The sequence below is a fragment of the Acinetobacter sp. RF14B genome (assembly GCF_006864105.1).
In the GTDB taxonomy this organism is placed as follows: Bacteria; Pseudomonadota; Gammaproteobacteria; order Pseudomonadales; family Moraxellaceae; genus Acinetobacter; species Acinetobacter lwoffii_C.
The window spans coordinates 1-14,151 of record NZ_SMTB01000075.1 but is presented as its reverse complement, the minus strand read 5'-3'; the positions used below and the strand labels follow the sequence as shown (position 1 = coordinate 14,151).

General features: G+C 42.2%; 9 protein-coding genes and 3 pseudogenes. 4 read left to right on the top strand and 8 right to left on the bottom strand.

Annotated features, from left to right (window positions below; translation table 11 throughout):
- A pseudogene (locus tag E2K52_RS10905) lies at positions 1 to 187 on the top strand (hydroxyethylthiazole kinase); the annotation flags it as partial.
- A gap of 273 nt (positions 188 to 460) precedes the next feature.
- Here E2K52_RS10905 and E2K52_RS10900 read toward each other — a convergent pair.
- Positions 461 to 1,987, bottom strand: a complete 1,527-nt coding sequence (locus E2K52_RS10900) for a TerC family protein (protein WP_151205120.1) — start codon at positions 1,985 to 1,987, stop codon at positions 461 to 463.
- Positions 1,988 to 2,771: 784 nt separating this feature from the next.
- Here E2K52_RS10900 and E2K52_RS10895 point away from each other — a divergent pair.
- Positions 2,772 to 3,236 (top strand): MarR family winged helix-turn-helix transcriptional regulator, encoded by a 465-nt coding sequence (locus E2K52_RS10895; RefSeq protein ID WP_151205119.1) that lies wholly within the window; start codon positions 2,772 to 2,774, stop codon positions 3,234 to 3,236.
- 76 nt (positions 3,237 to 3,312) lie between these two features.
- Here the strand turns inward: E2K52_RS10895 and E2K52_RS10890 are convergent, their stop codons facing one another.
- From E2K52_RS10890 to E2K52_RS10870, 5 genes and pseudogenes are all read right to left on the bottom strand, one after another.
- Entirely contained in the window at positions 3,313 to 3,975 is a 663-nt protein-coding gene (locus E2K52_RS10890) for an SOS response-associated peptidase (protein ID WP_151205118.1), read from the bottom strand.
- A gap of 68 nt (positions 3,976 to 4,043) precedes the next feature.
- Positions 4,044 to 5,504 (bottom strand): annotated as a pseudogene (locus tag E2K52_RS10885) (aldehyde dehydrogenase family protein).
- 148 nt (positions 5,505 to 5,652) lie between these two features.
- Positions 5,653 to 7,818, bottom strand: a complete 2,166-nt coding sequence (locus E2K52_RS10880; protein ID WP_151205117.1) for a malate synthase G — start codon at positions 7,816 to 7,818, stop codon at positions 5,653 to 5,655.
- Between the two features lie 368 nt (positions 7,819 to 8,186).
- Positions 8,187 to 9,338, bottom strand: a complete 1,152-nt coding sequence (zapE, locus tag E2K52_RS10875) for a cell division protein ZapE (protein ID WP_151205116.1) — start codon at positions 9,336 to 9,338, stop codon at positions 8,187 to 8,189.
- Positions 9,339 to 9,422: 84 nt separating this feature from the next.
- Entirely contained in the window at positions 9,423 to 10,430 is a 1,008-nt protein-coding gene (locus E2K52_RS10870; RefSeq protein ID WP_151205115.1) for an AraC family transcriptional regulator, read from the bottom strand.
- Positions 10,431 to 10,587: 157 nt separating this feature from the next.
- Here E2K52_RS10870 and E2K52_RS10865 point away from each other — a divergent pair, with 157 nt between their 5' ends.
- Positions 10,588 to 12,096 carry a flavin-containing monooxygenase gene (locus E2K52_RS10865; protein ID WP_151205114.1) on the top strand — a complete coding sequence of 503 codons (1,509 nt, stop codon included), beginning with the start codon at positions 10,588 to 10,590 and terminating at the stop codon, positions 12,094 to 12,096.
- 48 nt (positions 12,097 to 12,144) lie between these two features.
- The gene (locus tag E2K52_RS10860; RefSeq protein WP_151205113.1) at positions 12,145 to 13,053 is read left to right on the top strand and encodes a lysine exporter LysO family protein; all 909 of its coding nucleotides are present in this window, start codon (positions 12,145 to 12,147) and stop codon (positions 13,051 to 13,053) included.
- A gap of 159 nt (positions 13,054 to 13,212) precedes the next feature.
- Here E2K52_RS10860 and pyrF read toward each other — a convergent pair whose 3' ends face one another.
- The gene (pyrF, locus tag E2K52_RS10855; protein ID WP_151205112.1) at positions 13,213 to 13,893 is read right to left on the bottom strand and encodes an orotidine-5'-phosphate decarboxylase; all 681 of its coding nucleotides are present in this window, start codon (positions 13,891 to 13,893) and stop codon (positions 13,213 to 13,215) included.
- A 144-nt stretch (positions 13,894 to 14,037) separates the two neighbouring features.
- Positions 14,038 to 14,151, bottom strand: a pseudogene (locus E2K52_RS10850) (IS5/IS1182 family transposase); the annotation flags it as partial.

Genomic DNA, 14,151 nt, shown 5'->3' with positions numbered 1-14,151 from the left:
TAGCGCCGTGGCGGCGCCGGTGATTGCTGCCTTGGCTGCCCATGTACATTTTTCGATTGCAGGTCAACGGGCTTTTCAAACATCCCGGCAGCTCGGGCACTTCAATGTCGCTTTTCTGGATGAAATCCATCAGCTCAATATCGATAGTATCACCCAGCAGGCCAATTTTAAAATTTTGCATCCTTAAACCAGATTAACCAGGAGGCTCTCAGGCAAGTTCATGCTGTATAGCAAGTCACTTCCTATCAAGCAATTACTAAAACTTAATGGCCTATTCAGGCTAAACAGTTCTAAGTGGATTCTGTAAAATACTGGAATAAGGATTATCTATCTTTTAAACCCATACTCCAGTTTATCTTTCCTGATAGGACGGCCTTCTTTAAATACCTGGATATAAAAAAACCAGCTGTCATGACGACAACTGGCTGGTTTGACTTATTGATAGTAGCTATTTAGCAGCCTATCCAACCGGGTAATGAATACTCACCGTCTTAATCCGGTTATTTTCAACGTCAGTCACCTTGAACTGGATACCCTGATAGTTCAATTCCGTCCCTACTTCAACCGCAGTATGGGTTTTGTCCAGAATCAGACCTGCAACACTGATATAGCCCGAATCTTCCTCAATCAGATCCATCAGGCCCAGCTCAAGTTCAAGCTGATAAAGATCGAGCATGCCTGAAGCTTTCCAGTGATTCTCATCAATTTTGACCAGATCCAGCTGCTCATCAGCATCCGGGAATTCACCAGCAATTGCCTCAAAGACATCCAGCGGTGAAATCAACCCCTGTACATGTCCAAATTCATCACTGACCAGTACCAGAGAGCCTTTCGAGGCACGTAAGGTATTGATTGCATCAATCACTTTCATGCGTTCAAAAATATAGATCGGACGATGACGCTTGATTAAGGCTTTGAACTCCTCCGGCTCATCCAGAACATCTAACAGCTCTTTGGCGCGTACTACGCTCAGGACTTTATCCAGCCCACCACGGCATACCGGAAAGAGACTATGTGGCACCGACAGAATTTTTTCCCGGATTTCTTCAGGACTGTCATCCAGGTTGACCCAGGAAATCTGGTTGCGCGGTGTCATAATTGAGGCCACAGAACGCTCGGCAAGTGTTAAAACACCTCCAATCATATAGCGTTCTTCATCTGCAAAGGCTTCTTGTGCCTCATTTTTTTCAGTTCCCGCAGTTTCAATACGCCCGCCCATCAACTTGAGAATAGAGTCTGCAGTACGGTGACGTAACGGAATTTTAGCTTCATGTTTAGCAACATTACGCTGGCTAAACTGATTGAATGCTTCAATAGCAATTGCCACGCCAATACCAGAATAGATATAACCTTTCGGAATATGGAAACCAAAACCTTCGGCAATCAGGCTGATTCCAATTAATAGCAGGAAGCTGAGACACAGAATGACCACCGTCGGATGCTGGTTCACGAAAGTAGTTAATGGCTTAGATGCAAATAGCATGACGCCCATCGCAATCACCATCGCGGCCATCATGATGTAGATATTATCAACCATGCCGATGGCAGTAATCACCGAGTCCAGAGAGAATACAGCATCGAGAATCACAATCTGAACCACAACAGCACTAAAACTTGCGTAGGCTACATTTGTTGTAACTTTAAGCTCAGGCTTTCCTTCAACTTTTTCATGCAGTTCCCCCACAGCTTTATAGACCAGGAATAAACCGCCGAAAAGTAAAATCAGATCACGTCCAGAAAATGTTAAATCAGATATTTGAATTAATGGCCGGGTCAGGGTGACCAGCCATGAAATTGCAAATAACAGCCCCAAACGCATAAACAAGGCCAGAGACAGGCCTATCACACGTGCCTTGTCTCGCTGCTCAGGAGGTAATTTTTCCGCCAGAATCGCAACAAAGACCAGGTTATCAATACCTAAAACTATTTCAAGAATAACAAGTGTTATTAAACCTACCCAAATTCCGGGATCTAATAAAAACTCCATTAGACACCCACCCCATTTGAGTCATTCAGAAAACAAGATGGAAGATGAGCACACGGCGAAGGATCCATTCAATTTTAACCTTTTTAACTTAGATTCCCACATTATGCATAAAATCAGAATTCTATGACCAATTAATTTACACAAAATTTACACGAGATTTACCAGAAATTTTCTCCTCCAGCCCCCTTTAAGCTGTTTTTTAACCGACAAATTTATTTTCTAAATAACTTATTACAAATTCTTTTAAAAGCTTTTATCTATTGAATAAAGTACCAAACTGATCGGGTGTGTTCGATAAAAGATCTTATTAAGAACGGATTTTTCTATGCTCGTAAAAAATTATTGACTCATCAGTTCAATATCTTCAGCAAAGAAAAAATTCCGACAAAGTCATACTTCCATTCCTATTTACATGAATAACATTATTTTTTTTAAAGAATAGAGGCTTTATATACAGGCTAGAATGCTGATTTAATATATTTTTCTTATATCAAAAAGCTTGAAATTTGCACATATTATTGATTAAGATAACGTCTAATTTTTTGGGGGCTAATCCATGAAAAATCTGATGTCGTTTGGTCTGTGATTACACTTTTAATTGATTAAGCATCAGAACCGCCCTGAATTCTTGGGATTAAAGCAATTTATAAATAGTTTGGTTTTTATATTAAGAAGCTCTTAAAAAATGCCAAACAATTAACATTTTCTAAATAAAGGTTGAAACACATATAAACTTTTTCATAAAATGTTAATGCTTTAAAACAATAAATAAAAGGAACACTTTATGACTAAAAAATATGCAAAATTTCTACCTTGTGCCGACGACTTTAACCTGGAAAATTTTCCTTATTACTGGGTGACTCAAGTGCATGCGCAATATGTATTAAATGTAGACCACGCGCTGAAAAAATATGGGGTAGATAACTCGCGTCGCCGTATTCTTCTGGCTCTAAAGTCCAAACCCCATGCCAGCGTGTCCGATCTCTCTGAAATGGTGGTATCGAAAATGTCGACCACCACCAAGATCGTTTATCGACTCAAAGATGAAGGTTTAGTAGAAACTTATTCTTGTGAAGATGATGCGCGTATCACACGTGTCGTACTCACAGAAAAAGGGATGCAAATGACTCACAAGATTAACGACCTGACCAATGTGGTACTTGAACAGTCTTTTGATGGGCTTACTCCACTGCAAATTGAAAAGACCATAGAAAGCTTACGTCATATTTTTAAGAATTTGGCTCGTTAAGCTGTTGTTCTTTCTTGTCTAGGGGGCGAAATCAATAACTATAATAATGCACGATCCGTCATGAGTTGCTAGAATTTCAAGAATCAAAAAAGTTCAGTTGCAAACTGTCTTTCTTGATTCTTTCTTTTGGCACATGTGAGCATTCAAATTCTTCGACTGGAAAGCCTTCTACAAAGCTGCGTATATCAGCATGCTTCAAGCTTAACCATTCCTCCAAACGCTCATGTGGAATCACAATCACGGAGCGTTTAATATTGCCCGGCTCATGAAAGTCTTTCATCATGGGATGGTCGATTGCATCCATGGTAAGCATGGTGGCAGAGCGCACCACTTCATTCTGTATCCGTGCAATTTCATACAGTGCTGCAATAAAGGTCGCTTTGCCATCTTTACGCCTTACTCCCCAACGCTGCGGTTTATGATCAAAGTATTTTGACTCATAAAACTCTGAAACTGGAATCACACCAAATTTGCACTTTGCTGTTGCCTCGGCAAAAGTCGGTTTTTGTAATAAGGTTTCATTTCTTGCATTGTAGGTTTTCAGCCCAATTGTTTTATCTTCTGCCCATTTGGGAATTAAACCAAAATTTACTGAACGCCATTCTAAAGCCTGGCCAGAATTAAATAATAAAGGCACAGCATAATTGGGATACACTTCCTCAGAATATTCAAAAGGAATTTCCGGCAATCCCAAATCATGTAATTGTTCTACAGTTAAAGGCTTAAAATTGGCGCACATGGCTCACTGAACGTAATTTCTCTCTTGCTAATTATAAGCCATGTTTTGCCTAAACACCTGTAGTGATTTTATACAGCTTCGTATCCTACATTAGGTAGTGTAACCCACTGAGTACGGGTAAATTCCTCAAAAATCCAGCGTCCATTAAACCGCCCCAAGCCAGAGTTTTTCTCACCACCGAAAGGAGCATTTGGCTGGTCAGCCACCGTTATTCCATTGATATGGCTCATACCAATATCCAACTGTGCCACAAAGTCCAGACCGCGTTCCATATTCGAGGTACATACCGCACTGGACAGGCCAAAACGGGTATCATTCGCCAGTTCTAAAGCATGAGCCTCATTACGGGCTTTCAGGATCGGTAAAATAGGTCCAAAACTTTCCTCCTGTGCCAGTTCTGTTTCAGGTGCGACTTGAGTAAAAACATGTGGATAAACCAGATTCCCCTCAATTCCCCCCTCATAAACCAGCTGGGCGCCCTGTTCTTTGCCTCTTTGAATTAAGTGCTGATGTTTATTGACTTGACTCTGGTTAATAATCGGCCCGATCAGAGTTTCAGGCAGATTAGGATCCCCGACAGGAATAGTTTTGATCCGCTCAAGCAGTTTTTCTACATATACATCATGAAGCGAAGCATCCACAATGACACGATTGGTGCTCATGCAGATTTGCCCTTGATGAATAAAACGTCCCATTACGGTTAACTCAACCGCCAGATCCACGTCAGCATCGTCCAGAATCACCAAAGGGGCATTTCCACCCAACTCCAGCGCTATCCGTTTTATTCTGCTACTGGCTAAAGCCTTGGCGCCTACATTTTGTCCGACTTCGGTAGAGCCGGTAAAAGAAATCATTTTGGGCACCGAATGCTCAACAAAATAATCACCAATTTCGCTGCCTGCACCCGCAATAATATTCAGCACTCCTGTAGGAACACCGGCTTCTTCAAATAATTTTCCGAGTAATGTTCCACCTGTCACTGGCGTATCACTTGCCGGTTTGAGCACCACAGTATTACCACAGGCAATTGCTGTTGCGACAGAACGCATAGATAAATGAAATGGAAAATTCCAGGGACTAATTACCCCAATGACCCCCAAAGGCTTGCGCAATACCCAGCTTTTACGTTGCGGATCCTGGCTCTGTAATTCTTCAGTCTGCAACTGATCTGGAAAACTTTGGCTTTCTTTAATAATGCCCAAAGCCGCTTCGACTTCAAGACCCGCTTTTAGACGGGTACTACCGGATTCAACAATCAGCCAGTCAATGATTTCTTCACGGCGTAACTGAATAATCTGGTGCAGTTTATGCAAAACATCCTGACGCAATTGCACTGATTTCAGCGCAGCTTCCTGAAAAGCCTTAATTGCAGCAGTATAGGCAGCATCCACATCTGCCGTACTGGCTGCCTGTAAATTAAAAATAAGATCCTGAGTATAAGGATTAAGGTTTTGAATAATTTGTTGTGAGCGGCCTGGCTACCATTTTCCTGCAATAAACTGCTGATCCAGAGCTGTATAATGTACCATTCTGTTACCTATTGTTTTTGATCTCTCTACTTACTTTATCAGAACAGTTTGGCTTTGCCAGTTCCTTTCCTTTTGGCTAGGTTAGCGTTCTCCCATTCCGCTCAGGCATAAAAAAAGCCCCCGAAGAGGCTTTTTTAAATTAACAGGGTTAATCACCTGTATAACCTTTAAGTTTCAAACGTGCTGCGTGTAATAGCGGCTCTGTATAACCTGAAGGCTGTTCGCCTCCTTTAAAGATCAAGTCAGAAGCTGCCTGGAACGCAATATTGTTTGCAAAGTCGGCTGACATTGGCGTATACAGTGGATCATTGGCATTTTGCTCATCCACAATTTTTGCCATGCGCTGCATCACATCTTCAACCTGCTCACGCGTTACGATACCGTGACGTAACCAGTTCGCTACGTGCTGGGAAGAAATACGTAAAGTTGCACGGTCTTCCATCAAGCCCACATTATTAATGTCTGGCACTTTAGAACAGCCTACACCCAGATCAACCCAACGAACCACATAACCCAAGATACCCTGACAGTTATTTTCCAGTTCTTTTAGCTTCTCTTCTTCAGACCAGTTAGTGTCAGTCGCAAGAGGTGGAGTTAACAAGTCATCGAGTGGCAATGCTTCAGTTGACAGCAATTCCTGCTGGCGGTCTGCCACATTGATTTGATGATAGTGAATTGCGTGAATTACTGCACCAGTAGGAGACGGAACCCATGCACAGCTTGCACCTGCTTCTGGATGCTCACTCTTGGTTTTGTACATGTCTAGCAGCATGTCCGGTTTTGGCCACATGCCTTTACCAATTTGTGCTTTACCACGTAAACCGGTTTGCAGACCTACCATCACGTTACGATTTTCGTACGCTGGGAACCAGATTTGACCTTTCACTTCACCCTTACGAACGAATGGACCCGCTTCCATAAAGGTATGAATTTCATCACCGGTACGGTCCATGAAACCTGTATTAATGAAGATCGTGCGATCTTTAGCTTGCGCAATACAGTTTTTCAGGTTGACAGATGTACGGCGCTCTTCATCCATAATCCCGATTTTCAGGGTTTTTGCAGGAAGACCGAGTGCCTGTTCAACGCGCTCAAACAACTCAACCGCAAATGCAACCTCTTCAGGACCGTGCATTTTTGGCTTCACAATGTACATAGAACCTTTGCGTGAGTTCTTGATCGTGTTTTCACCTTTGATATCTGCAAAAGACAGCAATGGCGTAATTAACGCATCCATGATGCCTTCGTAAATTTCAGCACCATCAACCAGGATCGCCGGGTTAGTCATTAGATGACCTACGTTACGAAGTAACATTAATGAACGGCCATGAAGCTTGGTCTCGCCGCCTTCCAGGTTTTTGAACGTACGGTCAGCATTCAGTTTACGAGTAATGGTCTTGCCATTTTTCTCGATAGACTCTTCCAGCGTACCTTTCATCAGGCCTAACCAGTTACGGTAGCCTTCAACTTTCTCTTCTGCATCTACGGCCGCGATAGAATCTTCTAAATCCTGAATAGTCGTTACCGCAGCTTCAAGAACGATGTCTTTTACGCCGGCTGCATCTGCCTGACCAATCTGGCTATCTGCATCAATCTGGATAATTGCGTGCAGGCCATTATTTTTTAATACGATTTCAGATGGTGACGCTGCTTCGCCATTAAAGCCAACAAATTGTGCTGCATTTGCAAGAGTGGTCGTTGAACCATCTTTTAAACTAACAACCAGCTTGTCGCCCTCAACCGCATATTGCGTAGCCTCTGCATGTGAGCCTTGCGCCAGCGGGAAAGTTTCATTCAGGAAGTTTTTCGCGAATGCAATAACTTTCTCCCCACGTTTAGGGTTATAGCCTTTACCTTTTTCAGCTCCATCTTCTTCAGAGATGACGTCAAAGCCATAGAGTGCATCATATAATGAACCCCAGCGCGCATTGGCTGCGTTCAGGCAGTAACGTGCATTACGTACTGGAACCACCAGCTGCGGGCCTGCCAGTACTGCAATCTCTTCGTCTACGTTTTCAGTGCTGATGCGGAAATCTTCTACTTCTGGTAGCAAGTAGCCAATTTCAGTCAAGAAAGCTTTGTAAGCTTGTAATTCAAATGTGTTATTGCGATGCCATTCATCAATTTTAGCCTGAATCTCATCACGCTTAGCCAAAAGTGCTTTGTTTTTAGGGCTAAGATCAACAACGACTTGTTCAAAGTTTTTCCAGTAGGTTTCACTGTCCAAACCAGAACCTGGTAGTGCTTCATTTTCGATAAAATCGTAAAGTTCTTTAGCAATCGCTAACTTGCCTTTTTGAATACGTGCAGTCATTGTCTTTCCTGATATTGCTACTTTTTATACAAGAGATTCTAGTATACCGATTAAAATCTAGCTGAATAGTATTATCACATTGCTAAATACCGAGCATTTTTCCAATATGAATACCCTCATCATATTCATATAAGATCGTATTTAATTCGTGGATATATCATTCTGCTAAATACCCTAATGACAGTGTATAAAGTTTTTGAAATGGAGACATTAGACTTAAGTTCAGATTTTTGAATAAAAGTTGTCCGTTCTTTTTATACAAGGTCATATTTAGATCAAGATTAAGCCATGTTTAATCGCGGTTGTCGACTCTTTCAGATTTTATGCTGATAAAAAAAGTGCCGGTTGAAAACCAGCACTTTTGATTTTTATTCAGGCTCACTTGAGGCAATTTTTTCAATCTGGCGATGCTCTGAGCACAGATATTCATCCGACTGCATCTCTAGCAGACGTGAACGGGTCCGTTCAATTTCAAAGGCCAGCTTCTCACCTTGGTAAATATCAATGATATTATCCTCCGAGGTTAGCAGTAATTTGACTCCACGGTCATAAAATTCATCGACCAGATAAATAAAACGGCGGGTTCCGTCGTTCAGGAAATCGGTTAAATGCGGCACATTACTGACCAGCACAGTATTATAAATATTGGAGATTTCAATAAAGTCAGCCGGACTGCGCGGTTTTAGACACAACTCTGAAAATTCACACCATAATACGTCTTCAGTATGTGCCACTGTTTCTACGATACGATTATTGATAATAATCGGTTCCTGAGATTGAACCTGGGTCTGGGTCAAGGCCTTAAAGCGTTGAGCCATCCAGTTTTTATTTTCATGCGTTAATGGATATTTAAACAGCTGTGCCTGCTTTAGCACACGCAGACGGTAATCCACGCCTGCATCGACATTTAGAATCACACAATTCTTTTTGACCAATTCAATCGTAGGCAAAAAGCGATCACGGTGAATGCCGTTTTTATATAGACCATCCGGTGCAATATTGGAAGTTGCCACTAAGGTAATCCCACGCTCAAAAAGTTTCTGAAACAAATCGCTCAGAATCATGGCATCCGTAACGTTAGATACAAAAAACTCATCAAAACAGATAATGACCGCTTCTTTATAAATTTGATCGGCTACGGAATCTAATGGATTACGCTGGCCCGATAATTTGTTTAATTCACGATGTACATATTGCATGAAGTGATGAAAGTGCATGCGGGTTTTGCGGCGAAATGGAATCGACTCATAAAACTGATCCATCAACCAGGTTTTTCCACGTCCCACACCGCCCCACATATATACCCCTTTGGGTGCAGTTTGGCGACGAAAACGGCGAAAGGCTTTTTTAGACGCCTTAAAACGCTGTATCAATTCCAGCCAGACACGGTTCAATTCATGTACTGCCATGGCCTGTGCATCATCCGGCATAAACTGCCCTGAAGATAAAGCCTGCGCATAACGTTCTGCAGGAGAAATCGGATTAAAAGCGGTACTGTGCTGAGAATTAAAATCGGACATAAAATTTCGTACTATTTAGGATCAATTTAATTATAGCGAAGTTCAATGGTCACGCTATAACACTTTGGCATAAACAAACTTAGGCTATTTTACATATTGTCGCGGACTTTGCCCAAACCAGCGCTTAAACGCATGATTAAAAGCCGCCGGCTCAGAATAGCCCAAGAGCTCTGCAATCATTTCAATGGAATACTGTTTATACTCAATTAACCGCAAAGCTTTGTCTTTAATAATCTCTTCTCGAATCTGCTTATAACTGGTCCCCACTTGCTGTAACTGATGGCGCAAGGTGCGCTCAGGAATACTCAGGGCTTGTGCAGTTTCTGCCATCGTCGGCATCATCCCGTTTTGCAACTCCAGATAATCTTGTACCCGCTGTACCACAGTCGGTGTATTTTCATCTTCATGCAAACGCTGCACTTCGGCCAGACATTTAGCTTCATAGAGTGCAAAAGTCACTGCATCCTCTGAAGGAATCCTGATATCCAATACCGCTTCATCAAACCAGAATGCAGCACTTGTACTCGAATACTGAAGCTGCGGACCATAATAGTCACGGTACATTTTCTGGATATCAGGATTTTCCGACTGGGCAAATGGCAGCTCGACCTTTAGATCAGGCCTGGCCAATCCCATCATTCTGTAAATATCCTGAACAAACTTATAAGTTCCTGAAATTTCACATTGGGCACGAAGTTGACCCAGTGGGCTCAGCAAATCTTCAGGCTGATAACACAACGCCACCGCATGCGCTGAACGCTTCAGGCTTAAATGGCCTGTCAGATGTGTCAAACCCTGATATTCAATGCCTTTTTTAAGCACCGTAGCGATATTATCACTGGTCACCAGCAACATCAGCAAAGGTCCATAGCCGGCAAGTGCATAATGTTGTCCAATCTCCAGGCCGGCCTCTGCTGCAACAGATTCACCAATCACCCTGAACACATCTTTTTCAAGTTCAGGATGAATCACAGCTGCAGGATCAAGAGCCTCTGCATGTATACCAATACCCTGCAAACGCTCATCCACATCTACGCCTGCCTTGCGCATTCCCTGAATTATATACAGTAAACCCAGAATTGATCTTTTCATAAGTTTTTCAAATTCAGAACGTCTTTTATTTTTTACTATATTAAGGCACAGTTGCAAATTGCCGAATATATCAATATTAATGTCATCGGCATCATGTTATCGCGCTAGAAACTCTATTATGCTGGGTTAAAAATATGTATATCAGGAATATAAAAATATGCGAGATGCATCATCTACACAGAATATTCAAAAAACCACAATAGCAATTATAGGAGCCGGCTTTGGTGGCCTTGGCATGGCCATACGCCTGCTCCAGTCAGGAATCAGAGACTTTATCATTCTTGAAAAAGCAGATGATGTCGGTGGAACATGGCGTGAAAACCAGTATCCCGGTGCAGCATGTGATGTACAGTCGCATCTGTATTCCCTGTCCTTTGCCCCGAAGACCGACTGGAGCAAACGTTATGCCGAAGCTCCTGAAATTTTTGCCTATATTCAGGATCTGGTTCAAAACCATAACCTGAAAAACTACTGTCAGTTTAACAGTGAGGTAAAATCGGCAAGCTATCAGGAAAATGACTGCGAATGGCATCTGGAACTAAACAATAATCGTAAAGTGATTGCTCAGTTCATGGTCTTGGCTTCGGGTCCCTTGCATGTACCTCAAATTCCTCATATCAAAGGCATTGAAAAATTTAAGGGCAAAGTATTCCACTCCTCTCACTGGGATCACGAATACAATCTGACTGACAAAAATGTAGCCTCAATTGGCACCGGTGGCAGTGCTATTCAGTACATTCCAAAAATTGCAGTTGAAGTCAAAAATCTGTATGTATTTCAGCGTACCGCAGCCTGGGTAATTCCACGTGATGAACGGACCTATCATGCTTTGGATAAAAAACTGTTCAGCCGCTTTGACTGGTTCCGAAAAATTCACCGTGCGCGGCTTTACTGGTCGAATGAATCGCGAGTTGTACCTATTGTTCAACCACAGATCATGAAATATGGACAGAAACTGGCTGAAGCGTTTATCCGTTATCAGGTCAAGAATAAGGCCACTGCAAAAAAACTGACCCCTGACTATATTATGGGATGTAAGCGCATCCTGATTTCCAACACCTACTTCCCGACCTTCAACCGTCCAAATGTTGAACTGATTACTGAAGGCATTCAGGAGGTTAGGGAAAATAGTATTATTACCCAAGATGGGAAAGAACGTCCCATCGACTGCCTGATTTATGGGACTGGCTTTATTACCGATCCAAGAATCTATCTAAACTCCTTTGCATGTTATGGTCAAAATGGTCTTGAACTGAAAGATGCCTGGAAAACGGGAGCGGAAAGTTATTACGGCATCTGCACCAAAGGTTTCCCGAACCTGTTCCAATTGCTGGGTCCCAATACCATACTTGCGCACAACTCGGTTATTTTTATGATCGAATCCCAGATAAATTATATTCTACAGCTGATTCAGCTGGTAAAACGGACACAATGTGAAGCCATTGTGGTAAAAGACGACATTCAGGAACAGTTTAACCACGATATTCAGGAACAGCTAAAAGGTACAGTATGGCAATCGGGCTGCGTCAGCTGGTATCAGCAGGATGGTGGTAAAAACTTTGCCCTCTGGCCAACCTATACCTGGAAATACTGGTTACAGACCCGCAAACCAAATCCGGCAGCTTACAGATTGCTGAATAAATCTTCAGGAAACCGTGCAGCTTAAACATGATTTGGTCATAATAGGCAGGTATTCCATTACCTGCCTATTTGTATGCAATCTTTGTGGCTTATTTTTCAGTTACTGTTTTGTCTGTTTTTCGGCTTTGTTCTGGCAAAAAGAATTCCGGAGTGGCTGGAAAAATTCGCTTTTAAAATATTGCCTTATTTTACCTATATTCTATTGATTGCGATTGCAATTGAGTTTTCTCAGACGCTGCACAGCATTACCAGCCCATCGCTAATTCTCTCTAGTTCCCTCAGTATTGCGCTTGCAACTTCTTTAGGCGCTTTTATCTGCTGCTATGCGCTCTATAAAGCTATAGGTGTTACGCCCTTGCAGGGAAAGGTGTCTGCTGAATTATTGCTAAGCTCCCTGATCAATATCAGCTATGCCTTCATTGCACTTGGTTTGGGTTATGCAATTGCTGAATTTTCCAGCCACCATGATTACAGCTTGCATATCAGTACCTGGCATTTATTACTGGTCTATATGCTGCTAATCGGGCTTGACTTAGCCTATTCTCCCCTGGATAAATCCTGGCTGAACTGGCGCATCATGCTGGTTCCTGTGGGCTGTATTGTAGGCTCATTATTGGGGGTGGTCTTATATTCGTTCTGGAACTCGCACATCGCCTTAAAAGACCTGATCATGCTCTCACAAGGATATGGTTTCTATTCAATGTCCGGTGTGGTCGTAACCGAACTCAAAAATGCAGAGCTTGGCAGTATCGCACTGATGAATGACCTGTTCCGGGAGATTTTTGCCATTCTGTTTATGTACATGATCGGATGGCGCTATCCACGTTCTGCAATTTCATCTGCCGGCGCAACCGCGATGGATGTCACTTTACCCATGGTGAAACAGGCATGTGGCAATGACTTTATTCCTCATGCGATGGTTAGCGGTTTTGTGTTATCGGTATTGGCACCGATTTTAGTCAGTGTATTGGCGGCAATCTAAACCGGGTTTTAAACTCTGACTCATCACCATTTGCGAAAATCTCGCCTTGTTTTAAAGAAAGACTAGAAAATTGCAAACCTAATCATTATTTCTTAGCGTCTATTTTCTTTATCCATAAAAAAAGCCTTCCAGTTGAAAGGCTTTTTTATGCTGCAAGACTTACAAAGTCAGCAAAATATCTTTTAACATCTGACGAGGATTTTGCGATTTCGTAATCGGACGACCAATCACTAAATGCGTAGCACCATCTAGCATCGCCTGCTTTGGTGTCAAAATACGCTTTTGGTCATCGGCACTTGAGCCTTCTGGACGAATACCCGGGGTGACCAACGCAAACTCTGCACCTAAATTTTCACGCAGCATTTTTGCTTCTTGAGCTGAACATACCACCCCATCCAGACCACTCTCTTTAGTCAATTTTGCAAGACGCTTAACCTGCTCAAAAGGCTCAATATCCAGCCCCAAATCCGCCAGATCTTCACGCCCCATTGAGGTTAATACTGTTACTGCAATCAGCTGGGTATTATAATTCCCGGCTTTTAAACGCTCGACACAGGTTTCCATCATTTTACGTCCACCCGAAGCGTGAACATTCACCATCCATACACCCATATCCGCAGCAGCACATACCGCTTGTGCAGTTGTGTTTGGAATATCGTGAAATTTTAAATCTAAAAATACTTCAAAACCTTCACCATGTAAGGCTTTAACAATAGAGGAGCCCTCATGGGTAAATAGTTCTTTACCGACTTTTACACGGCATAATTGAGGGTCTAATTGTCCGGCAATGGTCATTGCGTCATAATGACTTTTCGCATCTAAAGCAACAATAATACTCATGAGGAGACCCTTCAAACTGACAAAATTAAGGCATTATACGGATTAAGCCAAAAACGACCAAGAATATTTTTAAAATCAATTTAAAATTCAAACCAAGCTTTTTATTTTTATAGTCTTTAATAGTGTAAAGCCTAGGGCGTGTCCTCATTTGGCTTTACACCAAATAAACATGCAAGCAATGTAAATCATAGACTGATAATTTCGTGCAAGCTTATCAAATCGGGTAGCAATAGCACGGAAATGTTTTAATCTCGCAAA